Genomic DNA, 26,454 nt, shown 5'->3' on the forward strand with positions numbered 1-26,454 from the left:
TAAACCCTTAAAAGTTGAATTTTACTAACAAAAGAACAATTGCGCAGTTATCCATATTGGTACAGGCTAATGTAATAATGAAATTTAAGTTTTTTAAGCTTTTTCTTTTTTTAATACTGCTCGTTTCCCCAGCCTGGAAGCTTTTGGCCCTTGATGAGCCTTCTATTTACAACTTTAACGTAGAAGGACCAGATTTGGTATTAGGAGAATCTTTTTCTGAGATAGTGATTACGGCTTTAAATCAAGAAGGTATTAGGGATTCAAGTGTTACGGGGAAACACCAGGTTATCATAAATGGCAATCCAAACATAATAGAGTTTAGGAGTGGAGAGGCTTATTATACCACGAGGGTAGAGGAGGGAGTAGAGTTTGTCTTTGAAATTGCAGACACGGGTGTGCAACGCTATCTTCATATTCGACATTTTCCGGCTTGGGTGAGTTTGTTGCCGCCATTAGTTGCTGTATTGCTGGCCATACTTCTGAGAGAGGTGGTAGTTTCTTTATTTTTAAGTATTTATATAGGTGTTTTGTTGCTTACGGGACTTCGTGTTTCCAATATAGTTCCAGCATTGCTAAATGTGGTAGATACCTATATCGTTGAGGCCATCTTGGATGTAAGACATTTGTCTATTTTACTTTTTGCCTTTTTTATAGGAGGTATGGTGGCCTTAATTTCTAAAAGTGGGGGTATTGCTGGTCTTGCAGGTAAGCTTTCAGGCTTTGTTAGGTCGGGGAGGTCTGCCCAGGTGGCATCCTTCTGTCTTTCCATTCTGCTTTTCTTTGATATTTATGCCAATACCTTAATCAACGGACATTCTATGCGTGCGTTTTTTGATAGGTATAGACTGTCGAGGGAAAAGCTTGCATTTATAGTGCACGCTACAGCTTCTTCTGTTACTGCCATAGGCTTTGTTTCAATATGGATCGGTGTTCAGTTAGGTTATATAAATGATGCGGCACTTTATTTATCAATTGAGGAGGATGCCTACGCACTTTTTCTTCAATCTATTCAATACGCTTTTTACCCTTTTTTTATGCTATTTTTTATCATAATGCTCATTGTTACAGGTATTGACTTTGGCTATATGAAGAAGGCTGTGGACCTGACCAGAGGCAAAGGGGTTGTGCAAGAAAATACCGACTATAAAAAGAACCTAGAGAACAATATGAATATGTTGGTTAATCCTGAAAAGACAGGTAGCAGTAGTTGGGTAAAAGCGTTTTTGCCGGTGGCAGTGGTCATTGTTACGGCCCTAGTAGGCTTGGAGTATACGGGAGCCAGAAACTCATATGAAATGTTGATCAATGAAGGGGTGCGTATAGGGGAATACTCTTTTGTAGGTGTATGGCAAAACCTAGAGCATCTTACCAATGGTGCTGGTGTTATTACTAAAGCAGGGGTGCTTTTGGCTAACTCAGATTTTTATGTGGCCTTGCTTTGGGGTTCTTTTTCTGGACTGTTGGTGGCTTTTGTTATTGCCCTAATTAATAGAAAGGCTGATTTTGGAGGGATTATAGAAAGTATGTTTATGGGCTTTAAATTGATGTTGCCTGTGGCTATGGTCCTTATTTTTGCTTGGGCTTTTGCCGATGTGCTTAAAAACCTCGAAACGTCAGAATATTTGGCATCGGTGTTTTCTGGGTTTTATTTTCCGCAGCTTATTCCTTTGTTGACCTTTTTCATAGCTGCTCTTTTTACCTTTTCCACTGGCTCTGTTTTAGGTACCATGGCCATTTTGTACCCACTTCTAGTACCTGCATCATGGGTAATAAGTATGGAGGCTGGTTTGTCAATGGACGAAACAAGAGATATCTTTTACCATATGATTGCTGTTATTTTAACAGGAGCTGTGTTTGGCAATCTTGTTTCACCTGTTTCTGACACCGCTATTCTAGCATCTATTGCCTCAGATTGCGATAGACGTGCACACGTAAAAACTCAGTTCCCCTATGTTTTATTAGTAGCTGTGATTAGTGTGGTCGTACTACTGGTTTCAATTCTGGGCATACACTGGTCTTTAAACTACTTACTGGGAATGGTGTTGATTGCTTTTTTGATTTTGACGCAGCGAGAAAAGGGACTATCCAGCCAGACAAATGAAGACGATGAAGAGTAGAGTAGGTGCTGGCTAGTCAGGCAGCCCTACCTTACAACGTTCATTTTTAAGTTTAGATAACTCTTCGTCAATATCCAAGTTGTCATGCAAGTACTCCAGCGTCTGTTTATAGTTAAACTTAGCTTCTTTCCTTTTGATCGCCTCAATGTAATTCTTTAGTTCAGACCTTGTTTCGAGAATAAGCCCTGGTACTTCTCTTGTTTTATTGTCGTCACCTTTTGCCACCATGGTAAAGTAGGAGGTATTGGTATGTTTGACGGTGGAGCTGGTTACGTTTTCTGCAATAACTTGTATACCAATGACTAATGATGTTTTGCCTACATAGTGGACGGAGGCATTTAGAGATACCAAATCTCCCACATCTACCGGTTGTAGGAAGTCTACATTGTCTACTGAAACCGTAACGCAGTAGTTTCCAGCATGCTTAGATGCACATGCGTAAGCTACTTTGTCCATTAATGACAATAGTATTCCTCCGTGAATTTTGCCTCCAAAGTTGGCATAGGAGGGGATCATTAGCTCTGTTATAGTTGTTCTTGAGTAGCTGACTGGTTTATATCCGAAATAATCCATCTTTAGGTGTATTTATCTTTCAGTAACTTTTCTATGTCTGAAAGACTGTTGTTTAATTCCTCGTACTTTTCAATTACAAAATAACGTTCTTGAAACCTATTCTTTATATAAGGAGTTTCAATAATTTTTTCGAGGTTAAAATTATATTTAGGAACGCCTGCACTTGTAGAAAACAAAGTTTCAGCTCTGGAAGTGATCAGGTGCGCACCATATATTTTTAAAGAGTTGCCACAAGTTTTCAAGCCATACTGTATCGTGTGCCAGTAAATTCTTTTTAATGTAAGAATGGCTTTTTCATTATTAATATATTCAAGGGCAAGCTTGCCTAGACCCTGAAGGTATGCACAATAGTTGGGCTTAGTGAGTAAAGGGGTATGGCCAAGGACATCGTGGAAAATGTCGTACACATCTGCCTCTGAATCTACTTGCTCTTGAGAGCGGATCCAGGTACGGCAAGGGTATTTCTTGTCTGCAAGCATCCCTATAAACTCATTGTCTGAAACCATCTCTTCCAATGGAACAAGTTTCCAGTCTGTAAAAGATTGCAGCAGGCCATTTATCTCATCAAAATCAGGTATGTGATCAGACGGGAAGCCAATTTTTTTCAAGCCTTCTAGTATAGCAGAATCTGCTGTTTCAGGTAACAATAGCATCATTCGGCTGTAAAGTACTGACCAAATTTTATGTTCCTTCTCAGTATATTTTATTATTTTGTTTTGCATTACTTCTCTGGTTTACTTCCGAAAAATAATCAGAAATTATCAGCTTTAAAAGTTATTAATCCCTTTCCTATACACCTCAAGTAGTTTTTTGGCGGCTAGCGCCGGGGGGCATGACCCTTCAATTACCTGTTTTTCATAATTTTCTGAGGCGCTTTGGTAGATATTTGATTCATAAAAGTCTTGTATTAACAACTTGTTGATTTCCGCATGCATCCAGTCCAGATTTTGGGTTTTTCTTTTCTGTAGAAACTGTCCCGAGCGCATTTTATGCTTTTGCATATTGCTTATGGCATCAAGCAAGTGTTCTGTTCTATTGCTTTTAAGGGAAGAGTGGAGTAAAATGTTTTTATTTCCATGCTTATTTGTTTGATCAAATATTTGCTCCAAGCTTTTTTTCATTTGTTGAGCCTTTTCCTCATTATTACCGTCTGCTTTGTTTATGACTATTATATCTGCTAATTCGCTGATGCCTTTTTTAACGGCTTGTAGTTCATCGCCTGCGCCTGTCAATAGCATAAGCAAGAAAATATCGGTCATGTTATATACTTCAGCTCCTGTCTGTCCTATGCCCACGGTTTCGACGATTATAATGTCAAAACCTGCCGCTTCGCAAAGCAAAATGGACTCTCTGGTTTTTGCGGCAATACCTCCTAAAGAATGGCCTGAAGGGGATGGGCGAATGAAGGCTTGAGGCATAGACGAAAGTTGGGACATTCTTGTTTTATCCCCAAGTATACTGCCTCCTGTTACAGCACTGCTAGGGTCGACCGCTAGTACTGCTACTTGATGCCCTTGCCCAATAAGCATGGTGCCAGCGTTTTCAATTAATGTGCTTTTGCCTGCACCTGGCAGGCCTGTTATACCAATCCGTAAAGACTTTCCTGTATATGGCATTACTTTTTGCAGTACTTCCTGAAATAGCTGCCGGTCTTCCTGTTTTTGACTTTCTGCCAAGGTAAGGGCTTTGCTAAGCGTTCTTCTATTGCCCTTTATAATGCCTTCACAATATTCCTCTACACTAAGGCGCCTGCGGATTTTTAATGTTCCTGTTGCCACTTTGCTTAGGTTTTTGGTTTCATTATAAAGTTACTTCTTTTTGTAAATATATGCTTTATCCTGTGCTTTTTTATAAGCATAATTATGTGCTTTCCGCTCTATTCTAGGACTTCTTGAATGGTTTTATTTATTTCTAAGAGGTGATTGCTGGAAATTTATGCGGCAGTGGGTTTTTACTCTATTTAGGGCCTGCTGAAAAAGTCACAAGTGTGCAAGATAGGCATGGCCTTACATGAAGACGTATTGGAATACTTCGAATGTAAGGCCATAAAGTAGATTGTGCGCTTGTGGCTAGCCCAAAAAAGTATTGGGTTAAAAGTTTCTCAATTTATTGTGCACGGAAAAATAAGAATTAACCGAAAAAACCTTGCACCTATACCTCCTATTTTTCATACAAATATATACAGATCAATATTTTGGGCGTTTTTCAGCGCGCCCTATTCATATTGCTTATAAGGGTCATTTGAGGTAATGAGTAAAGTCATATGCCTTATGTGTTTGGGTTTTTATATTTAGTTAACAAAACGGGAGGGGATTTTAGGTGTGTGTAGTGTTTTTACTTTCAATGTTTTGAGTGGCTGGATTAACTGAATGGGCAAATTTTCGTTAATATAGTATGCGTTTTTTTAATAAGGAGGTGCGTTATGAAAAAGCTATTAAATTTTGTTTTTGTGTTAGTGTTTCTGATTGCTTTTGTGGGGCATGAACTATTGGCTCAAAAGACAGGAAATATATTGTCCTTGCAAGGCAGGTTTCAGGATTTGTCTGGTAATGTGGTATGTTTAGATGAGCATGTAAAGGGGCAAACCAGTGTTTTTATCTTTTTTAATCCAGATTGTTCCATATCTCATGAGTTAGATGCTATTAACGAATCTGTTGAGTCTTTTGGAGAAGATGTACAGTTTTATGGCGTAGTGTCAGGGGGCACTCATAGATCTTCTGAAATTAAGGCTTATGTTGAAAAGCATGATTTAGGCTTTCCGGTTATCTTGGATAAGCATGTTAGGCTTTCTGCTATGTTATCTACAGAGGTAGGGCCTACCGTTTTTATCGTAGATCAAAATAAAGTCTTGAGGTATAAAGGTGCAATTACGAGCAGAAGCGGAATAGGTGAAATGGGAACCAGTTATCTTGAATTGGCATTAGAGGCAGTAGCAAGTGGAAAGGATATGTCCTTGATTAAAACTGAAGTTGCTGACTGTCTTCTGTTTCCATGGTCTTTTTTAGAAGGTGGTGCTGTATTTAGGGAGGTGTTGTAATATGCTGCTTTAAGTTGGGAATCTCATTGTTGTCTATTTGTAGTAGAGAGTTGCCTTTTAATAGGTATGTTATGAGAGATCTGTGCTTTTGTATTTTTAATTGAGTTTTAATGGACTATTTTTATAAAGGAAAATCACAATTTCGTTAAAACTTAGTAAGTGGAGAAGAAAGAAATTTCTGTCTTTAGCTTAAACATCAATGGAGTTAAGTTGTTAGTTTAATAACAGAGTTGAATTTTTATGTGATTTAATTAGATAGTTTTATGATTGTAGTAATAGGTTCAATATTTGTTGTATTTGTGGCTGCACTTTATGATGCCATCAGAGAAGGTCGCAACCCTCGTCCTTATAAGCAAAACTTGCGATGAAAGAGAGGTAGGTAATGTATATTTGTCCGTGATACCGGAAAAAAAATCATAAAAAAACCATCCTTTGAAAAGATGGTTTTTTTATAGACAATAAATTAATGTTCTTATAAATGTGCGTCAAGTTTTTGAACAAGCACTGATTTAGGTACTGCACCTACTTGCTTTTCTACTACTTGGCCATTTTTTATGACAAGTAGTGTAGGGATGCTTCTTATGCCAAATTTAGCAGAAACATTAGGGTTTGTGTCTACGTCAACTTTTCCAACTACTGCTTTGCCATCATAGTCTACTGCAATTTCTTCTACTACAGGACCAATCATTTTACATGGACCACACCACTCAGCCCAGAAGTCTACTAATACAGGTTTGTCAGTACTGGTTATTTGCTCAAAATTAGAATCGGTTATTTCTATTGCTTTTCCCATGGTATAAAAAATTATAATTTCAATACTTTTGTCAAAAATACGACTTTTTCCCTTAACTGCTAAATTTGTAGCTGATTCCTTTCAATTGATTTAACTGATCCAATAGTGTATTGTTTGGCTCCACTTTGTACTTTCGGCTGACCATCTCTACGTTAACTTGCTCTTGTTCATCTTTAAAAAGGAATTTCAATTCGCATGAACCAGGGTTTTCCGTAAGCATATTTTCTATAGATGCTATCAATTCTTGGCCCATTTCAGATAACGGTATGCTTATTTGCATACTTTTACATACCCTGTTTCTTACATCATGTAGTAACTGGATGCTGTTTGGTTTAAACTCCCACTGGTCGGAGGAGTGGAAGCGCTGTTGGACACGACCTTTCATATAGAGAAATTCTCCAGGTTGTATGAAGTGTGAAAATTTCATATAGTCTTCACCAAAAAGAGCCATGTCCAAACTGCCGTTATAGTCTTCTATACTGAACAAAGCAAATGATTTTCCTGCTTTGGTTTGTCGGATATTTACCTTACTTACTATGCCGGCAATATTGAGCTCTTTGTTTTGGGTTTCCATTACCTTGTCAAGCGAGCAGGAACAGAAGTTTTCCAGCTCTACCTTGAATTGATCTAGGGGGTGTCCTGAAATGTAAAAACCAACTACCTCTTTCTCAAACTTTAATTTTTCGATATCTCCCCAAGGTTCACATGGCGTGATTTTAGGTTTAGGTATGTCTACATGTCCTTCTCCGCCAAACAAGGATGCCTGGTTGTTGTTCTTTTCATTTTGGACAGCGTTTCCATACCTTACTGCTTTTTCAATTACATTGGCAGTTTCACCTTCAGGTACAGTTAGATACTGTGCACGGTGGAACTCGGTAAAGCAGTCAAATGCACCAGCATATGCAAGGGCCTCAAAGGTTTTTTTGTTGACTGAGCGGAGGGGGACTCGTGAAGAGAAATCGAATATGTCTTCAAAAGGACCGTTTTCCTGTCTTTCTGCTATGATGGCATCTACCGCTGCACCCCCTGTGCCTTTGATGGCTCCCATTCCAAACCTGATTTTCCCTTCATTGTTAACTGCAAAGTTCATGCTACTTTCATTAACATCTGGTCCTAGTACAGGAATGTGCTGGCGGTTGCACTCGTCCATGAAGAAGGAAACTTTTTCAATATTGTTTTTATTGTGGGTCAATACTGAAGCCATATATTCAGCCGGATAGTTGGCTTTGAGATAGGCAGTCTGGAAAGCTACTACAGAATAGGCTGCAGAGTGGGATCTGTTGAAACCATATTCGGCAAACTTTTCCATGACGTCGAAAATTTCGTTGGCCTGGTCTGGGGGGATATTGTTGATTTTGCCTGCACCATCAACAAACTTGATCCGCTCCTTGGCCATTTTTTCTTTGTCCTTTTTACCCATGGCACGCCTCAAAAGGTCTGCGCCTCCCAGTGAGTACCCTGCTATGATCTGAGCCGTTTGCATGATCTGTTCCTGATACACCATGATACCGTAGGAGTTGCTGAGAATTCCCTCCAGCAGTGGATGAGGATATACTACTTCCTCTCGACCATGTTTCCTGTTGATGAACAGTGGTATGTAGTCCATCGGGCCTGGTCGGTACAGGGCGTTCATGGCTATAAGGTCTTCAATATTCGTAGGTTTGAGCTCCTTGAGGTACTTACGCATACCATCCGACTCAAACTGGAATGTCCCTACCGTGTCCCCACGCTGATAAAGCTCATAAGTTTTTGGGTCATCTAGCGGAATGTCGTCTGGGTGAATATCCACACCATGATTTTCTTTGATCATGGCTATGGCGTCTTTAATAATGGTAAGGGTTTTTAGTCCCAAAAAGTCCATTTTCAACATGCCCGCATCTTCAATTACCTTTCCGTCAAACTGGGTGACAAGCAGGTCTGAGTCTTTAGATACGCATACGGGAATATATTGGGTAAGGTCATCCGGTGCAATAATGACACCCGCAGCATGTATGCCCGTGTTCCTTACAGACCCTTCTAAAATGGCTGCCGTTTTAAGTACCTCTGCTTTGAGGTCATTCCCTTCTTTAATCTCTTTCAGCTCTTTGACATCCCTAAATGCATCCGCCAGTGAGGTGCCGGGTTTGTCAGGAACCAGCTTTGCCAAGGCATTGGCTTCTGCTAACGGTAGCTCAAGTACCCTGGAAACGTCTTTGATAGACATTTTGGCAGCCATGCTACCATAGGTTACTATTTGGGCAACTTGATTTTTGCCATACTTGTCCACTACGTAGTCTATCACCCTTTGCCTTCCCTCATCGTCGAAGTCTGTATCAATATCGGGCATACTTACCCTTTCTGGATTCAGGAACCTCTCAAAAAGCAGGTTGTATTTAATAGGGTCTATGTTGGTAATTCCAATGCAATAAGCCACAGCAGAACCAGCCGCAGATCCCCTTCCTGGCCCTACTAGTACTCCTAAGTCACGGCCAGCTACAATAAAATCTGAAGTGATCAGAAAGTATCCGGCAAATCCCATGGTTTTGATGATGTTCAATTCATGGTTAAGCCTTTCTTCAACTTCGGCAGTGATCTCTTTATATTTCTTTTTGGCACCCTCAAATGTTAAATGCCGTAAAAAATCATCGGCTGTTGGGAATTCCTTTGGTAGAGGAAAGTTCGGGAGGAGGATGTCCCGCTTTAGCTTAGGCGAGGTGACTTTATCAACTATTTCACCAGTGTTGTCTATTGCCTGCGGAAGGTCGCTGAATAATTGCGACATTTCCTTTTGGGTTTTGAAGTAAAACTGGTCGTTGGGAAAACCGAACCTAAACTTTTGCCCTTCAGGCCTAGGAGCGTCTTCGTCAGGCATGATGGGGGTGCTTTTCATTTCTCCGGTATTGACGCAGAGTAGGATGTCGTGCGCATTCCAGTCTTCTTGTTCTACATAATGAGAGTCATTAGAAGCAATAATTTTAACATTATACTTCTTTGCGAATTTCAGCAACACTTCATTAACAATCTCCTGCTCTTTGATGTCATGGCGCTGAAGTTCTATATAATAATCGTCCCCAAATAAATCAAGCCACCACTTGAATACTTTTTCAGCCTCTTGTTCACCTTTTTTTAAAATAGTCTGCGGTACCTCTGCACCAATGCAACAGGTTGTGGCAATAAGCCCTTCGTGGTATTTTTCTACCAGCTCTTTGTCTATTCTGGGGTATTTGCTATATAAGCCTTCCATATAGCCCAGAGAGCAAAGCTTGGCCAGGTTTTGATAGCCGCTTTGGTCTTTGGCCAAAAAAAGTTGGTGGCGGCGAACATCCTTGTTGCCTTTGCTGAATTGCTTTTTATGTCTGTCTTCTACGAGGTAAAACTCACAACCTACAATTGGCTTTACATTATATTTATTGGCTTCTGCCACAAATTTAAAAGCACCAAACATGTTTCCATGGTCTGTCAAAGCCATGGCTTTCATATTGTCTTGCTGTGCTTTCTTCATTAATTTTGGAATGGCCGCGGCACCATCCAAAAGGGAGAATTGTGTGTGGACATGTAAGTGAGCAAACTCAGGCATCGTAATTGGTTTTTTCTTTTGAGCGTATAAAGATAACGATATCGGATGTTTTTTGGTAAATATTCATGGAACATATTCTTGAAAAGAAAGTCATACCCTTTCTGCTTATAATTAAGCCCTATTGTGCCAATGTTTTTCTATAGCATGTCAAAATTAATTTAAGTCATTAGCTTCGCTCTGGTTTTACCTGGAAATAAAGTCAATGCGGTTTTGCGTGGGGAATACGATGTTTTTTTGCTCTTTTACATTCATTATGAACTCTATTTCTTAATTCGGGTTAAAATGGTTATGTTGTGACATGAAGTATATCTGTGAATGATGAAGACCAAAGAAGATATCGTATTTATATTAAACCCAATCTCTGGTTCCGGTAAAGCTTCGGCATGTGCTAAATATATAAGTCGTTTGGTTGATAAACAGGTTTATAATCCCAAGGTGGTATATACTACAGGGCCTGGCAATGCTAAGGAGTTGGCATGCGAGGCAGTGGAGGAGGGGGTTAAGAAGATTGTTGCAGTAGGTGGCGATGGTACTATAAATGAAATTGGTCATGCTTTAATTGGAACAGATGCTGCTTTGGGTATCGTGCCTTCGGGGTCTGGAAATGGACTTGCGCGGCATTTAAACATCCCTATGAACCCTGAAAAAGCCGTAGCTTTGATCAATTCAAACCGAGAAAGGGTTATTGACACCTGTTCGGTAAATGACCGCCCATTTTTTTGTACTTCAGGGGTAGGGTTTGATGCTCATATAGGCCATTTGTTTTCGGGGCTCAAAAGCCGGGGCTTTCAAGGGTATGTCTCTACAGCCTTGAAAGAGTTTTTTTCTTATGTCCCACATGCTTATTCTATAGAAATTGAAGGCAAGACTTATAATGTGCCTGCTTTTCTAATCACTTTTGCCAATTCCGCACAGTATGGAAACAATGCCTACATTTCACCCGAGGCCGATATTTGTGATGGACTGATTGATGTCTGCATTTTATCGCCTTTCCCTAAAAGAGATATTTTTAATATTGGTTATAGGCTTTTTAACCGTTCAATGAACAGATGCAAACACCTCAAAATCATCCGCACCAATAAAATCGTGCTCAAGCGTAAAACCGAGGGTATGGTGCATCTTGACGGTGAACCGCTCTTGATGGGTGAAGAGTTAAATGTAACAGTACATCCCAGCTCTCTTAAAGTTTTGATAGGGAATGTCTGACGCAGAGAGCAAATTTTTATGTAACATCTTTTGTTAATTTTGATATTCGCCTGAAGGGTATGCTTTTATTTTTTAGGTTGTTGTCGCTTTCTTATGAGGTTTCCCTAAGTCTTGTGCAATCACTTGATTCTATTTGTAGTACCTGCTAATGTTTGATTTTCTATGCTTTGTTAAATTGTATTTTATTGTAATTTTTTTATTGTTAAGAACTTCGTTTTTTGTTTTTGAAATTGTCGTTTTTTAGAAGGGTGTCCGTTATGTGTAGGTGAAAGTAGTGTTTGGTCTGTCAGGGTGATCGGGTCATTGCTTGATCTATGAATTTTATTTTTCAAATAAATTGTAAATTTTTTTTAACCTTTCTAAATTGCCGTCGTATTAGTTCATTGTTTGTAAGTCATTCTTCTTTTTTGTTCTTTTTATGTTATTGATCGATCTGGCATAACAGGACTTTTATAAGAGTGCTTTCAGCTTTTTATTTACTAACTTTAAAATTTATTACACAATGGTGAAAAAATTACTAGCAATGTTAATCCTTATTTCAGGATTTGCTTATTCTCCCGCTAAAGCTCAAGTCTATGACGGTGGAGAAATTCTTATCGATGCTTATTATGGCTACCCTAATTTGTTGACTGGTTTTATGAGAACGGCCGCTGAGATGGACGTTAGCGGTAACGTTTCTGTTAGATCATTTGGGCCTGGTGGAGCTAAAGTTGAATACTTGCTTACTGAACGTATTGGATTTGGTGTACACTTTAATTATGCTACATCAGTTGTGGAGTATGAAGAAGATGTCACTCGCGGTGGAGAAACTAACACTTACACTTATACTGCAAGTGCTCCTCGTTGGCGTGTAATGCCTACTATTAACTTTCACATGGGAAGCAGTGACAAGGTTGACCCATACATCTCACTTGGGGTAGGTTATCGTTCTTCTGGATTGGAGTATTCTACAACAGACCCTGAAGGTGATTTTGATACCGATGACATAAACTTTAACTTTGATGGCAGTTTAGCTTACAGAGCAGAGTTTGGTATTAGATATTTCATTATGGATAATCTTGGAATCCATACTTTTATTGGAATTGGTGGAGGAGCGTTATCGGGAGCTGGTGTTTCCGTTAAGTTCTAAGACATTATAATCTTGATTTGAACAAAAAAGCCGGCAAATGTATTGTCGGCTTTTTTACTTTAATTTTGCTCGTTTATTATTTGCTTTTTTTCAACAGGATCACTTTTAGTAGGTGGTAAGACTTCCTCTAGTTCTTTTAAGTTCTGAAGTAGAGTTGCATTGCAAAGTGTTGTTCTTTGTTATGCTTTTAGGTAAACTACTTTTTTGGTTTCAAAAAACGGTTCTTGAAAATACTCCGATAAGGGAAACTCTCTTACCTTTTTATTGACTTCTTTAATCTCTTCTGATAAATCTCCGCCTTTTAGGTAAAGGATTCCGTTATCTAGGGTGTTAAAATTTCCTTTGAGTAATTTTCCCTTAGTCCATCCTCTAAAGGTTTTAAGGTCAGTAACGGCCCTGCTTACGATAAAGTCAAACTGCTCATCTATCTTTTCTGCCCTTATTTGCTCCGCTTTGACATTATTCAGCTCAAGTGCTTCGGCTATGGCTTTGACCACTTTTATTTTTTTTCCAATAGAGTCTACCAGAAAAAAATGAACATCAGGGAACATTATCGCTAGAGGTATACCGGGAAAACCTCCCCCTGTTCCTATATCTAAAACAGAAGTTCGAGCTTTAAATTGAATGACTTTTGCAATGCCAAGGGAGTGTAGTATGTGCCTTTCGTAAAGCTGATCTATATCTTTTCTTGAAACAACATTGATTTTCTCATTCCACTCTTTGTATAAATACTCAAGTTGCTCAAACTTCTTTTTCTGTTCTTCCGAAATGTTCGGAAAGTACTTTAGTATCAGTTCCATTATATATGGTCTCTGCTGTTTTTTACTAGGTCATAAAGCAATTCCCGGGCTCTGTGCAACTGTGCTTTTACAGTTCCTAGCGGTGACCCAATTTCAGTAGCTATCTCATCATAAGAAAGCTCTTGAAAATAGCGAAGCTTGACCAGTAAATGGTATTTAGGAGGTAGCTGGGTAACGATTTGTTGAATAATCTCAATTTTTTCGGCTTTTATGGCTTCTTCCTGTGGATCTAGGTTGCTGTCTTTTAGGTCCACATCAACACTTTCGCCGTTGTCATCCTTAAAAGCAGAATTGATACTTGTGGTGTTTAGCTTTTTCTTTCTAATAAAGTCGATACAGTTATTAGTGGCTATGCGGAACAGCCATGTGCTAAACGTATAGTCCGGGTTGAATTTTTCAAGATTCTTAAAAGCCTTGGCAAATGCTTCAATGGTAAGATCTTCTGCATCATCTACATTCCTAACCATTTTCAAAATCATGTGATAAACCGGCTTTTTGTACCGTTTCATCAGTTCTGCATAAGCCTTTTCGTCGCCGTTTTTTGCGAGTTCTATCAGTTGAAAGTCTTTTTTGGCTTTGTCTGAAAACTCTCTATTTCCTAATTCCATTTGTTTGTTATTGCAAATAAAGCTGCTGTGTAAACTACTAATAATTATCCTGCATACAGTCGATACAAGAATAGTAACCTGTATTTTTTAAGTTTATTTCAGCTTTCCCCATTAAAAGCAAAAATAATAATAATTAACACAGTTCTCAAAACTAATAAATTTATAATAATTAAGGTATTGACGTAGGAAAAAAGTAATATTTTATTTGTCCAGGCATTTACTATTCTAACCTGAATCATACGATAGATTTCGTTATGAGGAGCGAAATGACAATAAATCAGCACTTTTAGGTCGCAAGGCATAGCAGCGCTATGGTTAAGATACAAATGTGACCCAAGCGACTGACTTTACGTTGCTTGGCTTCCTAATAGCAAGCTCAAGCTCTATTGCATCTTTCAGGTTTAAGAACTACTTGGCGATCTCGGCATTTTGTCCTTCCCCAATTCCATGCCGTCTCTTTTTAAACGGACATTTACTGCGTTTATTTCTGCCAATTTGTTGAGACTGTCAAAATATCGGGTCACCGTATTTTTCTGGGGATTTAAGCAAAAAGCTTAGAGAGCCTGAACAAGAAGAACCTTGTATCTACAACGCCTCTTAAATTTGCCCTGAAGAGCTTTATTTTTGAATTAAAAGATTCCGCATTTGCATTGGTAGATCTATTGTCAAAGAAGTTTAGAATATTGCTCATATGGTTGCTTACTGTATTTGCTACCGTTAAAAATTCCTTGGTTTCCATCTCATGAGTTTTATTGATCCATTCAGCAAACTTTTTTTCAGCGGATATTTTTGTGTTGCTTTCATATATTAGCCTAAACCCAAGAACATGGTCATAAGCTTTTTTGAGGTCTGGATAATTTTCAAAAGCTATGTTGGCTCTCTGCTCTTGGCTTTGAGTCCAATCAGCTTTCTTTTTGGCAAAGACATACCTGCAGCGGGCCAAAAGTTGCTTTGGGGTGTCCCCATTGGGCAATAAGGGTGCTTTATACCTAACGCCATTCTTTTTGGCAGCTTCGATAGCCTTGTTTTCCATATCTAGTTCAACCCATCTTTGATTGACCCTTATATGTTGTAGAGCCTCCAGGGCCAGCCTTACTACATGAAAGCGGTCTGTAACCAAATTTGCCATGGGGAAACATGTTCTTGCGGATGACTCCATGTTTTTTGCCATGTCAAGGGTTACTTCCTTTACTTTATTCCTTTGTTCCAGAGGGATTTTCTCTAGGACTTGTATGATATTTGCCGACAATGTGCCTTTTACAGAAGCTACCAAAGAGCCTTTTTTGCCTCTCCCGTTTTTATTGGTAATAAAAGTGTACAACTCTCCTTTTGACAGTGCAACTTCGTCTATACTAAGATGCTCTCCGATATTGTCCGGAAAGACCAAATAGTCCTCTGCATGCTCTTTTTGTTCCCACTGCTTAAACCCACTGCTTTTCTTCTTATAGTGCCTCCTCAACAAATCCCCTTTGACCTCATAATAGCTGCCAATGTTACCAATGGTATCTTCGCGGGTCTCGACCTGTACCTTTTAAAAAATCTGAAAGCTCTTGAGTGATTTTAGAGCCTTCAGCTACAAATGAATAGTCATTGTAAACTATTTTGTTCTTGCATGTTTTATGCCTCCACCTTCGTCGCTTAAATTCAAGATAAACGGCTTTTCCCCTGATAGGGAAATCTTGAACAATTTTAGGTTCATAAAAACCTTTAGACTCGTACTCTTCAGGATTATGCTTTCCTAATAGCCGGTTCTGCTCAATGAGGTTGATTTTATAAAAAGCTCTTTTGCTGTTCAGGTCACATAGCTCTATTACAGCTTCTATTTCAAAAAAATCTAGTATGCCTTCCGGCAAAAAAGGGGCAATAATGCTTTCTTTCATCTTGCCTTAAAATTAACAAATCAAACCAAGACTCCCCAACTTTTACGTGTGAGCCAAAATATCTTCCTATAAAGTATAGCGTTTAATACTGCTGGGTTTAATATAATATAGTTTCCTGTTGATGCTCTAGGCTTAATTCCATTTTTTTGTTGTTGAAAATAAAGCGGTTGCTCCAAAAATGATATAGTTTACTATATATATTAGGTCCAATATGGGGAGTAAATACCACTGTAGCTTATCCTTGAGTTTGTATGAGATCAATGAAAAGGTGATGGTGGTTAAAATAGCCCGCCCTAAGAAAAGAGCAAAGAGTAATAGCTTTTCTTCATAAGCAGGCAGCAATAAAAAAAAAGTAGTATAAAATAATATATGTGAAAGGTTTAATGCTCCTATCATTACTTTATGTTGTGTTTTATAATGCTTTCCTGCATTCAGGTGTCTCTTTTTTTGAATAAACCAACCCTTCCACGTATGTTTTGGGGTTGAGATCGTTTGGCTTTTTTGGGTGATTTTTATCGATACTTCGTGCTTGTCTGCTACATCTTTTATAAATAAATCATCATCTCCTCCTGTGATGTTTTTATGGCTTTCAAGTCCATTGTTCTCATTAAACAGGTTTTTTCTGTAGCATAGGTTTCGGCCTACACCCATGTATGGTGCGCCTCGAAGAGCAGCGGATAAATATTGGATGCCGGTGTAAATAGTTTCATACCTTATTAAAGCGTTCAAAAGGCCTGCTTTTCTTTGATAAGGAGAGTATCCCAGTACAATTGGCGATTGAGGAGTGTTTTTCTCACTCATTTCTTTTAACCAAAGGTTGCTGGCAGGTACACAATCTGCGTCAGTAAGAAGTATAATTTCATTTTTTGCTGATTCTATGCCTTTTGTCAATGCATATTTTTTAGAAGTAAAGCCTTTAGGTGTTTTGTTAATATGTACAAACTTCAGTTTGTCGTTTTTAAAGAGTGTTTCGAGTGTGGAAGTTTTATCGTTGGATCGGTCGTTGACTATTATTATTTCATATTCTAAGTATTCCTGAGAAAGTAGCCTTGGAATTAATGTTTTTAAGTTTTTGTATTCATTATGTGCACATACGATTATGGAAACCTTGCTTTCTGTATCAGCCCTGGTAGATTTGTCTTTATGGAAGAGCAGAATTGGAAAGTAGTAAAGGTAAAAGTAAACTTGTATACAGATACACAGAAGAAATAAGTAAAAAATTGCCAGAGTCAATGTATTTTCGCATTTTTTATGGTCATACAATATTAATCAAATAACTTTATAAAAAATATATAGGTTAAGCCATGTTTTTTAAATTAGATCATCAAGACAATGAAAGCTCTGCTAGGACTGGTACTGTATTTACCGGGCATGGAGAAATAAAAACTCCTGTATTTATGCCTGTAGGCACTGCAGGTTCTGTAAAAGCTGTGCACCAGCGTGAGCTTAATGAAGATATAAAAGCGCAAATAATCCTTGGCAATACCTATCACCTATACTTGCGGCCAGGTCTAGAAATTATGGAAAAGGCCGGAGGGCTTCATAAGTTTAACGGCTGGCATAAGCCTATATTGACCGATAGTGGCGGGTATCAGGTATATTCTATGTCTGATATCAGGAAAATTAAAGAAGAAGGAGCTACTTTTAAGTCGCATATAGACGGATCACTTCACTTTTTTTCTCCTGAAAATGTAATGGACATTCAGCGCACCATTGGTGCCGATATCATAATGGCTTTTGATGAATGTACTCCTTACCCATGTGACTATAAATATGCCAAGGACTCTATGGAAATGACCCACCGCTGGCTTAAACGGTGCTGCGATCGTTTTGATAGTACTGAAGATAAGTATGGTTATAAACAGGTTTTGTTTCCTATAGTTCAGGGGAGTACTTACAAAGATTTACGGCGCCAGTCGGCAGAGGCTATCGCCGAAGCCGGACGGGAAGGCAATGCCATAGGAGGATTGTCGGTGGGAGAGCCTGCAGAAATGATGTATGAAATGACAGAGGAGGTTTGCAGTATTCTCCCTAGGGATAAACCACGGTATTTAATGGGCGTAGGTACACCTGCAAATTTGTTGGAAAACATTGCTTTAGGTGTAGATATGTTCGATTGTGTGATGCCAACTCGAAATGCCCGCAATGGTATGATTTTTACCACTCAGGGCATTCTTAATATACGTAATAAAAAGTGGGAGGACGATTTCTCCCCATTGGACCCAGTGTTAGGAGGCTTTGTGAATGAAACGTATTCTAAAGCTTATTTACGGCATTTAATGGTTTCGGGAGAAATCCTTGCGTGTCAAATAGCAAGTGTGCAGAACCTTTCTTTTTATTTATGGCTTATGGATGAAGCAAGAAGAGAGATTGAGAAAGGTACGTTTCTTGCATGGAAGAATAAAATGGTTAAACAAGTCATGCAAAGACTATAAATTTTATGCGAATAAAACTTCTGGATTGGTATATCTTCAGAAATTTCCTGCAGACCTTTGTCTTTACTGTAGTCCTTTTGGTGCTGGTAATATGTGTGATTGATTATACAGAAAGAAATGGGGATTTTCTCAGCAGCGATGTTACTACGCGGGAAATCTTTTTGGTATACTATTTAAACTTTATCCCTTACCTGGCAAACATGCTCAGCCCCATTACAATATTTATTGCGGCTGTGTTTGTTACAGCACGGTTTGCTGCCCATACTGAAATTATAGCTATGCTCAGTAGTGGTGTCAGTTTTCGCCGTTTGCTGATGCCATATGTTGCCGCTTCTATTTTAATTGGTATCCTTACTTTTGGTCTCATAGGCTGGGTAATCCCTGATGCCAATAAAAAACGGATTGGTTTTGAAAATCAATATCTTAGGAATAAGTATCATTTTGATGGTAGAAATGTCCATATGAAAATTGCTCCAGAAACTTATGTGTATCTGGAAAGCTATAATAACATGATGGATGTCGGGTATCAGTTTACGTTGGAGTATATTGACGGAATTGATATGCACTCTAAATTAAAAGCCAATAAGATTGTCTGGCAGGAGGATACGGAAACATGGCGGTTGGAAAAATACTCCATTAGGGAGTTTAAAGATGGTAAGGAGTCCCTGCGCTTTGGTGACCGTGCAGATACACTCATCAATTTACATCCTCAGGATTTTGGGGATAATTATTCACGTCACGAAACATTGACGCTTAACGAGTTGGAAGACCATATTTTGCTGCTTCAGGAAAGGGGCGCTGAAAATATAGAAGTTTTTCTAACGGAAAAGTATGAAAGGTATACTTACCCCTTTGCTATTCTTATTCTTACCGTTATAGGCGTGGTGGTTTCTGCCAGAAAGTCAAGGGAGGGAACTGGCTTTAAGATCGCATTTGGGTTTTTCTTAGCCTTTATTTATATCATTTTTGTTATTTTAAGTCGAAATTTAGCTCATGTGGGATCTATGGGGCCATTGGTTGCTGCTTGGGTGCCAAATACAGTATTCTCTATTATTGGCTTGATGCTTTATAAGAGTGTTCCTAAATAAATCTCTTTTAAATACAACTGTATAACATTTCGCCTCGCATGATAAATAAGTTTCGTGTGAGGCTTTCTCATTTTTTATACTTGGTAAACGCCATTCAAGTGATGGAAGTAAAGCTAATATAAAACTTCTGCTTAGGGCATGCTGAATAACGTCCGAAATGTTATTTGGTTAGGATTAAATAAAACTTTACGAGGTATAGGTGAAAGGTTCTTTGATTTTTCTTTTTTTACTAGTTTTACTAGCAAAGTCTATTGAGAATAGCTGAGTTTAATAGTTTATTTTGGATTGGCGTAGCCACAAGACATGCTTTGTGGCTACGCATAGGCGTGGCTTTTTCAGCAGCCCCTACTTGTTTAAGGCAGTGAGAGAAATCCCTTTTATTTACCTTATAAGGTATCTGTCTGAAATATCTTCAACAATTTCCCAGTCTCCCTTTTTCTTATCTATAATATGGGCGTTTTTTATAATGATAAGCTCTCCTTGTGAAATCCTGAAATCCTCTTCTGATAAATCTATCTCTACAGAGTCTTCTATCTTTTTTGTCCATTTCACACGACCTTGGGTGTTTAGGAGTATCACTTCAAACTCTTTAACTTCAAATCTGTCAGAAACATCTTTGTTCTTTTTAAATACACTTACATAAGCTTTTCTGCTTTCCCTTAGATCGTCCTGGAAAACTCTGACTTGCAGTCCTGGACCGGCAAAAACTGGTGATAGGCTGTACAATGTTACAACTAGGGTTAGAAGTAGCTTATGTTTAAATTTCATAGACTGTTTCGGTTTTTCTAAATTACAATAATACAAAATTGTCTTTATATTTTACCAATAAATAATGGCTAATATTGAACAAATAGTATAACTTTATTCCTGAAATTTGTTCAAAAAAAATGTTAAATCCAGAAGCACTTTTGTTTTAAGTGGCTTAGAGACTGAACTAAATAGTCAGAAGCTTTTTCAGTGTCGATAAATATCTGTCAGAACGTAAGCTTTTGTAAATAGCTTATTAACAGCAGTTTTTGGCGATGTCCTTTTGTTTCAGCCAAGGTGTCTGGAAAAGCCTACGGTATTTTATAGGGAAAGGTTGCGGTTCGTGTAACTATTTTTTGACTCGAGTTATGCAATAGATTTCGTCATTAGGAGCACCAGGATTAACGTCAAACACTGTTTGGGAAATAAATTAGGGGCGACAGTGCCAAAGGAAAGGTGCATATGAACGTGAACTGCTTAATTTTCAATGTTTGTTTACTGTAAAGTTAAAGGTGTCTTTTTAATTTCGGGTAAAATATTGGAGTGAGATGTATATAGAAAGCAAGAAGATCTCATGAGCTATTATATTATTTTTTATATTTGTGCTAAACCTTCAAAGTGAATGCGAAAAAGGATAATAATTGACAGCCGTCTTTTAAACATAACCATTGAGCGGTTAAGTCATCAGCTTATAGAAAACCACGACGACTTTGAGAATTCTGTAATACTTGGTATTCAACCCAGAGGAGTTTTTTTGGCCAAAAGGATTACTACGAAGCTTTCGGAGATTTTAGGTAAAGAAATCAACCTTGGCTTTTTAGATGTGACATTTTACCGAGATGACTTCCGTAGAAAGGATTCTCCCTTAAAGGCTAATGCAACGCAGGTTCCTTTTTTGTTGGAAGGCAAGAAAGTAGTTTTGGTAGACGATGTCTTATACACCGGAAGAACCGTACGTGCCGCAATGGATGCCATGATAGCATTTGGACGACCTCAAAAAGTAGAGTTGTTGGCTTTGGTAGATAGAAGGTACAGTAGAGACCTACCCATTCAAGCAAACTACATTGGAAAGAAGGTCAATTGCCTTGAATCAGAAAAAGTGCTGGTGGAGCTTACTGAAGGTGGAAAGAAACAAGATAATATTTGGCTAATAAACAAGAACCAGGCATAGGTAATGCAGCAACAACTTAGTGTAAAGCATTTGTTAGGGATAGAAGACCTGAAAAAGGAAGATATCCAACTTATTTTTGAAACTGCTGACAACTTTAAAGAGGTTATAAACCGGCAAATAAAGAAGGTACCCTCACTGAGAGACATTACAATTGCGAATGTTTTTTTTGAGAATTCTACCCGTACAAGACTGTCGTTTGAGCTGGCCCAAAAAAGACTCTCTGCAGATGTTATCAATTTTTCATCTTCTTCTAGCTCTGTAAAAAAGGGCGAGACATTGGTTGACACGGTAAAGAACATATTGGCTATGAAGGTGGATATGATCGTAATGAGACATGCCAGTGTAGGCGCACCCCATTTTTTGGCCAAGCATGTAGATGCCAAAATAGTCAACGCAGGCGATGGTACTCATGAGCATCCTACTCAAGCTTTACTCGATACTTATTCTATAAGGGAAAGAACAGGGGATGTGGCCGGTAAAAAGGTATGTATCTTCGGAGATATTTTGCACTCTCGTGTGGCGCTGTCCAATATTTTTGCTTTGCAGAAACTGGGTGCTGAAGTGATGGTATGTGGCCCTAATACACTACTTCCGACCTATATTAATTCTTTGGGGGTAAAAGTGGAACTGGATGTGAGAAAAGCCTTGGAGTGGTGCGATGTGGCCAATGTGTTGCGTATCCAATTGGAGCGGCAAACGATTAAGTATTTCCCTTCTCTTAGGGAATATGCTATGTATTATGGCATAAACAAAGAATTGTTAGATAGCTTGGACAAAGAAATTGTGATCATGCACCCTGGGCCAATTAATAGAGGGGTAGAGTTGTCCAGTGACGTGGCAGACTCTCATCATTCTATTATACTTGACCAGGTAGAGAATGGAGTAGCTGTCAGGATGGCTGTTCTGTACTTATTAGCAGGTGCTATTAATTAAATGCTATAAAATGCTTTTAAACGGAGGCGAGGTTAAAACTTACTCAGTTAAAGCATTGTTAGTTTAATAATATATATATATATAATTAGAATCAGAAGGTGTCTTTATTGATAAAGCTGATTTGTTATCCACACATGTTATTTTATGATTTATAATTCTATAATAGAGACTATTGGAAATACCCCACTTATAAAACTGAATAAAGTTGTAGCAGGGGTGAAGGGTACGGTATTGGTAAAGGTTGAATACTTCAATCCAGGTAACTCTGTAAAAGACAGAATGGCCTTAAAGATGATTGAAGATGCTGAACAAGCTGGTATCTTAAAACCGGGAGGGACTATTATTGAAGGGACTTCTGGTAATACAGGAATGGGACTTGCGTTGGCAGCTATTTCCAAAGGCTATAAGTGTATATTTACAACTACCGATAAGCAATCGCAGGAAAAAATAGACGTACTACGTGCATTAGGTGCTGAAGTAATTGTATGCCCGACCAATGTAGCACCTTCTGATCCCCGTTCTTATTATTCAATGGCGGCCAAATTAAATAGGGATATCCCTAACTCCTTTTACCCTAATCAATACGACAACTTGAGCAATACGGCCGCTCATTTCGAAACTACAGGGCCTGAAATATGGAGGGATACCGAGGGAAAAATAACACATTTCGCAGCCGGTGTGGGTACTGGAGGTACTATGTGCGGTGTGTCAGGTTACCTGAAGCAGCAAAATTCTTCAATAGTATCTGTGGGTATTGATACTTATGGCTCTGTATTTAAGAAGTATAAAGAAACTGGAATTTTTGATGAAAATGAAGTGTACCCTTATAGCACAGAGGGGATAGGCGAGGACATACTTCCTAAGAATGTCAACTTTGACTTAATTGATACTTTTGTTAAAGTTACAGATAAAGATGGGGCGGTTATGACCCGTAGGTTGGCCAGGGAAGAAGGACTTTTTGTAGGTTGGTCGGCAGGATCTGCTGTCTATGGCGCTTTAGAGTATGCCAGAGAAAATCTTCAGAAAGATGACGTGATGGTCATTATTTTGCCTGACCATGGTACCAGGTATCTTGCGAAGGTTTATAACGACAATTGGATGAAGAGCCATGGTTTTATCGAGACAGGCAAATTTGCTACGGCCAAACAAATTATAGAATATAAAAAGCGAAACGGAAACCTTATAACCATTAAATCCGACGACACCACAGGCGATGCTATCAAAAAAATGAGCGATGCTGGCATTTCGCAAATACCTGTTATGGATGGAGAGAATATCGTAGGGAGCTTAATAGACTCTAAAGTGTTAAAGCAGCTCATCGAAAACCCCTCTTTACGAGAGAAGCCTGTTAGTGAGATTATGGACAAGCCTTTTACTTTTGTTGGGCTTGACAATACGTTAGATGTATTATCTTCATTGATTACCAAAGACAACTCAGCGCTTTTGGTAAGAGATACGGACAATAAAGTTTACATTATCACTCAGGCAGACTTGCTCATGGCAATTAATAATTAATATTTATTTCGATTAAAAAAGCGCTTAAAATTATTTTTAGCGCTTTTTTATTTTAGAACTGCCAAGGTATTTCCTGTACTAATTTTTTTAACAATGAACTGAAGTTCCCTGGAAATTTATAAACCCTGTTGCATATTAGTGGTTAGTGGGGGATGCACAGCAAAACTTATTTGTACTAAAAAAAGAAAATATTTGTATATTGAGAAATAGAAACGTTCATAGCTGATGGCATTGTGATTCAGTTGGTATTAAATGTGCACAAGGCTCTTTTAAAAATAGTAGTTGGTCGGATATAAAGGTCAAATGAATACATCAGTAAGAGTATTTTTCGTTCCGATGCTTGGAACTTTAGATAATAGAAAAATTGGTTTATAATTAATAATTAAGTCAATGAGAAAAATATGTGTTTTAATCGTAGTGTTCCTTTCTGTTTCTCTTGTTAGTTTGGAGTCATGTACACGAGCGCCACATCATAAGTCTAAAAAAGGAAAGCAGCAACCTAAGAAAGGGCCAATGCCTTGCCCAATGAAAGACTGCTAGCCTTGGGTTTGGTAAAATTGATTTACAAGTTACGCCTCTCGGTTTTCTGGTAAAAATGTAGCCTTGTTTAATATTCTGTCGGAAAAATAGTATATTTGGTAATATGAAAAAGATTATCATAGCACTGGATGGTTATTCTGCATGTGGGAAAAGTACTACAGCTCGTATCGTTGCCTCAAGGTTGGGATATAGTTATATTGATACCGGTGCTATGTATAGAGCTGCAACACTATATTTCCATCAAAATTATATCAACCTAACCAATCCTAAGGATATAGCAAAAGCCCTCGGTGAAATTCAAATTACGTTTAAGTATAATACCAAACAAGAGCGTAATGAAACTTACCTAAACGGGTTGAATGTGGAAGATGAAATACGTAAAATGTATATTACTGAAAAGGTGAGCGAGGTAAGTGCTATTGCTGATGTTCGGCATTTTATGGTTGCGCAGCAAAAGAAGATTGGGAAAAAAGGGGGGATGGTAATGGATGGCCGTGACATTGGTACAGCTGTTTTCCCAGAGGCAGAACTGAAAATGTTCATGGTAGCAGACATCAATGTCAGGGCTTGGAGAAGACAGCAAGAACTTTTTGATCAAGAGCAGGTGGTAGATCTTGATGTGATCAAAAGTAACCTTGCCAGAAGGGACCACATGGACACTACACGTCAAGAAGGTCCTTTGAAAAAAGCAGATGACGCTTTTATTCTAGACACTACTTTTATGACCATAGACGAGCAGGTTGATTATATTCTTAATCTCGCTACAGGGAAAATTATTGAGGATTATACTCGTTTGTTAACACCTTGAAAATGAATATAGCTATAGATAAAAACTCTGGATACTGTTTTGGTGTTGAATTTGCCATTCAAATGGCTGAAGACGAAATGCGGAATGGGGGAGCCTTATATTGCCTGGGCGATATTGTCCATAACAGTATGGAGGTTAAAAGGCTTAAGGAACAAGGGTTGAGAATAATAGATCGTGAGGAACTAAAGAACCTAAAAGATTGCAAAGTATTGATACGAGCTCATGGAGAACCGCCTGAGACTTATCAATTAGCACTTGATAATAATATTGAACTTATTGATGCCTCATGCCCAGTAGTTTTGAAACTGCAAAACAGAGTTAAGTCTTCTTGGGACAAAATGCAGGATGTAGAAGGGCAAATTGTTATCTATGGACAGCAAGGACATGCAGAAGTGGTAGGGCTTGCCGGACAAACGCGCAACAAAGCTATTATTGTTACTTCTGAGGAGGATCTTGATAAGATTGACTTTTCCAAGCCTGTTACTTTGTATAGCCAGACAACTAAAAGTACCAAAGGTTTCTATGCTATCAAGGATAAAATTGCAGAAAGACTAGGTAACGATTCTGAAAAGCCAGCTTTTGTATATAATGATAGTATATGCCGTCAAGTTTCGAATAGAGAGCCTCAGCTTCAGGAGTTTTCAACGAAACATGACATCATTGTGTTTGTTAGCGGGAAGAAAAGCAGTAATGGGAAAGCATTGTTTGGTGTTTGTAAAAATATTAATGAAAGAAGTTTTTTTGTGGAAAATGAAACTGAAATAAACGCCGAATGGTTTGAACCAGGGGACTCTGTTGGTATATGTGGGGCTACTTCTACTCCTATGTGGCTTATGCAGAAAGTTGCCGATCATATTGAAAAGTTGATGTTAAATATGGAAGCCGTTTAAGTTATTTTGTTTTATGCCGAAATTCCTGAAATATTTTTTACAGGGTTTACTTTTTGTTATACCTGTTAGTATAACCATTTTTATCATTTATGCAGCTATTTCTTGGTTAGATAGCTTGATCCCCAAAATATTTGATGTAGAACTTTACCCAGGTATGGGATTGGTCTTGATACTTGGGCTAATTACTTTTATTGGTTATTTGGCCTCTACACTTATAGCCAAGCCTGCTTTCATTGTTGTCGAAAATTATTTATATAAAGTACCTGTCATTAACCTCATATATTCCTCAGTAAAGGATTTTACGGGTGCTTTTGTGGGTGAAAAGAAAAAATTCAATATACCCGTTCTTGTCAGGATTAATAAAGATTTTGATATTTGTCGGTTGGGATTTCTCACTCAAACAGATTTAAAACGATTAAAGCTAGAAGATAAGGTTGCTGTTTATTTCCCACACTCCTATAATATTTCAGGTAACTTAACTATTGTTCCCAAAGAGCATATTATCTTGCTAGATGCACAAAGTTCCGAGGTGATGAAGTTTATAGTCTCGGGTGGTGTCTCTGGGTTGAATTATTAAACCTGAAATGTGCATTCGAACTTTCTATTGCGTGGCAAAATATTTTCAAAT

General features: G+C 38.4%; 23 protein-coding genes. 12 read left to right on the forward strand and 11 right to left on the reverse strand.

Annotation, left to right across the window (positions count from 1 at the left end; genetic code table 11):
- Positions 1 to 77: 77 nt before the first annotated feature.
- On the forward strand, positions 78 to 2,117 hold the full coding sequence (locus RCC89_06045; protein WMJ72725.1) for a Na+/H+ antiporter NhaC family protein: 2,040 nt from the start codon (positions 78 to 80) through the stop codon (positions 2,115 to 2,117).
- 12 nt (positions 2,118 to 2,129) lie between these two features.
- Here RCC89_06045 and RCC89_06050 read toward each other — a convergent pair whose 3' ends face one another.
- The 3 genes from RCC89_06050 to meaB are packed head-to-tail and all read right to left on the reverse strand — an operon-like array spanning position 2,130 to position 4,468.
- Positions 2,130 to 2,690, reverse strand: coding sequence for an acyl-CoA thioesterase (locus RCC89_06050; GenBank protein WMJ72726.1), 561 nt, complete (start codon positions 2,688 to 2,690; stop codon positions 2,130 to 2,132).
- Between the two features lie 2 nt (positions 2,691 to 2,692).
- Complete coding sequence (locus RCC89_06055; protein ID WMJ72727.1) at positions 2,693 to 3,412, reverse strand: phenylalanine 4-monooxygenase; 720 nt, start codon at positions 3,410 to 3,412, stop codon at positions 2,693 to 2,695.
- A 45-nt stretch (positions 3,413 to 3,457) separates the two neighbouring features.
- Positions 3,458 to 4,468, reverse strand: a complete 1,011-nt coding sequence (meaB, locus tag RCC89_06060; GenBank protein ID WMJ72728.1) for a methylmalonyl Co-A mutase-associated GTPase MeaB — start codon at positions 4,466 to 4,468, stop codon at positions 3,458 to 3,460.
- 644 nt (positions 4,469 to 5,112) lie between these two features.
- On the opposite strand from meaB, the gene RCC89_06065 reads away from it, so the two are divergent.
- Complete coding sequence (locus RCC89_06065) at positions 5,113 to 5,727, forward strand: redoxin domain-containing protein (GenBank protein ID WMJ72729.1); 615 nt, start codon at positions 5,113 to 5,115, stop codon at positions 5,725 to 5,727.
- 472 nt (positions 5,728 to 6,199) lie between these two features.
- Here RCC89_06065 and trxA read toward each other — a convergent pair whose 3' ends face one another.
- Both trxA and dnaE read right to left on the reverse strand, forming a co-directional pair.
- Entirely contained in the window at positions 6,200 to 6,520 is a 321-nt protein-coding gene (gene trxA, locus RCC89_06070; protein WMJ72730.1) for a thioredoxin, read from the reverse strand.
- Positions 6,521 to 6,572: 52 nt separating this feature from the next.
- On the reverse strand, positions 6,573 to 10,076 hold the full coding sequence (gene dnaE, locus RCC89_06075; GenBank protein ID WMJ72731.1) for a DNA polymerase III subunit alpha: 3,504 nt from the start codon (positions 10,074 to 10,076) through the stop codon (positions 6,573 to 6,575).
- Between the two features lie 315 nt (positions 10,077 to 10,391).
- On the opposite strand from dnaE, the gene RCC89_06080 reads away from it, so the two are divergent.
- Positions 10,392 to 11,282, forward strand: coding sequence for a diacylglycerol kinase family lipid kinase (locus RCC89_06080; GenBank protein ID WMJ72732.1), 891 nt, complete (start codon positions 10,392 to 10,394; stop codon positions 11,280 to 11,282).
- A gap of 523 nt (positions 11,283 to 11,805) precedes the next feature.
- On the forward strand, positions 11,806 to 12,411 hold the full coding sequence (locus RCC89_06085) for a hypothetical protein (GenBank protein WMJ72733.1): 606 nt from the start codon (positions 11,806 to 11,808) through the stop codon (positions 12,409 to 12,411).
- Positions 12,412 to 12,590: 179 nt separating this feature from the next.
- Here RCC89_06085 and rsmG read toward each other — a convergent pair whose 3' ends face one another.
- The 5 genes from rsmG to RCC89_06110 form a co-directional block, all read right to left on the reverse strand.
- On the reverse strand, positions 12,591 to 13,211 hold the full coding sequence (gene rsmG, locus RCC89_06090; protein ID WMJ72734.1) for a 16S rRNA (guanine(527)-N(7))-methyltransferase RsmG: 621 nt from the start codon (positions 13,209 to 13,211) through the stop codon (positions 12,591 to 12,593).
- Entirely contained in the window at positions 13,211 to 13,819 is a 609-nt protein-coding gene (locus RCC89_06095; protein WMJ72735.1) for a sigma-70 family RNA polymerase sigma factor, read from the reverse strand. Before RCC89_06095 ends, rsmG begins: the two co-directional genes overlap by 1 nt.
- Before the next feature lie 541 nt (positions 13,820 to 14,360).
- Positions 14,361 to 15,281 carry a transposase gene (locus tag RCC89_06100; GenBank protein WMJ72736.1) on the reverse strand — a complete coding sequence of 307 codons (921 nt, stop codon included), beginning with the start codon at positions 15,279 to 15,281 and terminating at the stop codon, positions 14,361 to 14,363.
- Positions 15,282 to 15,312: 31 nt separating this feature from the next.
- Positions 15,313 to 15,699, reverse strand: a complete 387-nt coding sequence (locus RCC89_06105) for a hypothetical protein (protein WMJ72737.1) — start codon at positions 15,697 to 15,699, stop codon at positions 15,313 to 15,315.
- Positions 15,700 to 15,831: 132 nt separating this feature from the next.
- A complete protein-coding gene (locus RCC89_06110) occupies positions 15,832 to 16,932 on the reverse strand; it encodes a glycosyltransferase (GenBank protein ID WMJ72738.1) in 1,101 nt (366 codons plus the stop codon).
- Between the two features lie 71 nt (positions 16,933 to 17,003).
- On the opposite strand from RCC89_06110, the gene tgt reads away from it, so the two are divergent.
- Both tgt and RCC89_06120 read left to right on the forward strand, forming a co-directional pair.
- On the forward strand, positions 17,004 to 18,134 hold the full coding sequence (gene tgt, locus RCC89_06115) for a tRNA guanosine(34) transglycosylase Tgt (protein ID WMJ72739.1): 1,131 nt from the start codon (positions 17,004 to 17,006) through the stop codon (positions 18,132 to 18,134).
- A gap of 5 nt (positions 18,135 to 18,139) precedes the next feature.
- The gene (locus tag RCC89_06120) at positions 18,140 to 19,222 is read left to right on the forward strand and encodes an LptF/LptG family permease (GenBank protein ID WMJ72740.1); all 1,083 of its coding nucleotides are present in this window, start codon (positions 18,140 to 18,142) and stop codon (positions 19,220 to 19,222) included.
- 381 nt (positions 19,223 to 19,603) lie between these two features.
- On the opposite strand, the gene RCC89_06125 is transcribed toward RCC89_06120, so the two are convergent.
- Positions 19,604 to 19,990 carry a hypothetical protein gene (locus RCC89_06125; protein WMJ72741.1) on the reverse strand — a complete coding sequence of 129 codons (387 nt, stop codon included), beginning with the start codon at positions 19,988 to 19,990 and terminating at the stop codon, positions 19,604 to 19,606.
- Between the two features lie 601 nt (positions 19,991 to 20,591).
- On the opposite strand from RCC89_06125, the gene pyrR reads away from it, so the two are divergent.
- The 6 genes from pyrR (at position 20,592) to RCC89_06155 (ending at position 26,403) form a co-directional block, all read left to right on the forward strand.
- A complete protein-coding gene (pyrR, locus tag RCC89_06130) occupies positions 20,592 to 21,140 on the forward strand; it encodes a bifunctional pyr operon transcriptional regulator/uracil phosphoribosyltransferase PyrR (GenBank protein WMJ72742.1) in 549 nt (182 codons plus the stop codon).
- A gap of 3 nt (positions 21,141 to 21,143) precedes the next feature.
- Positions 21,144 to 22,073, forward strand: a complete 930-nt coding sequence (locus tag RCC89_06135) for an aspartate carbamoyltransferase catalytic subunit (GenBank protein ID WMJ72743.1) — start codon at positions 21,144 to 21,146, stop codon at positions 22,071 to 22,073.
- Between the two features lie 144 nt (positions 22,074 to 22,217).
- Positions 22,218 to 23,588, forward strand: coding sequence for a pyridoxal-phosphate dependent enzyme (locus RCC89_06140; protein WMJ72744.1), 1,371 nt, complete (start codon positions 22,218 to 22,220; stop codon positions 23,586 to 23,588).
- Between the two features lie 643 nt (positions 23,589 to 24,231).
- A complete protein-coding gene (cmk, locus tag RCC89_06145) occupies positions 24,232 to 24,936 on the forward strand; it encodes a (d)CMP kinase (GenBank protein ID WMJ72745.1) in 705 nt (234 codons plus the stop codon).
- A gap of 2 nt (positions 24,937 to 24,938) precedes the next feature.
- Positions 24,939 to 25,826, forward strand: coding sequence for a 4-hydroxy-3-methylbut-2-enyl diphosphate reductase (locus RCC89_06150; protein ID WMJ72746.1), 888 nt, complete (start codon positions 24,939 to 24,941; stop codon positions 25,824 to 25,826).
- 13 nt (positions 25,827 to 25,839) lie between these two features.
- On the forward strand, positions 25,840 to 26,403 hold the full coding sequence (locus tag RCC89_06155; GenBank protein WMJ72747.1) for a DUF502 domain-containing protein: 564 nt from the start codon (positions 25,840 to 25,842) through the stop codon (positions 26,401 to 26,403).
- Positions 26,404 to 26,454 lie beyond the last annotated feature (51 nt).

This window comes from Cytophagaceae bacterium ABcell3, from assembly GCA_030913385.1.
Lineage (GTDB): Bacteria > Bacteroidota > Bacteroidia > Cytophagales > Cytophagaceae > ABcell3.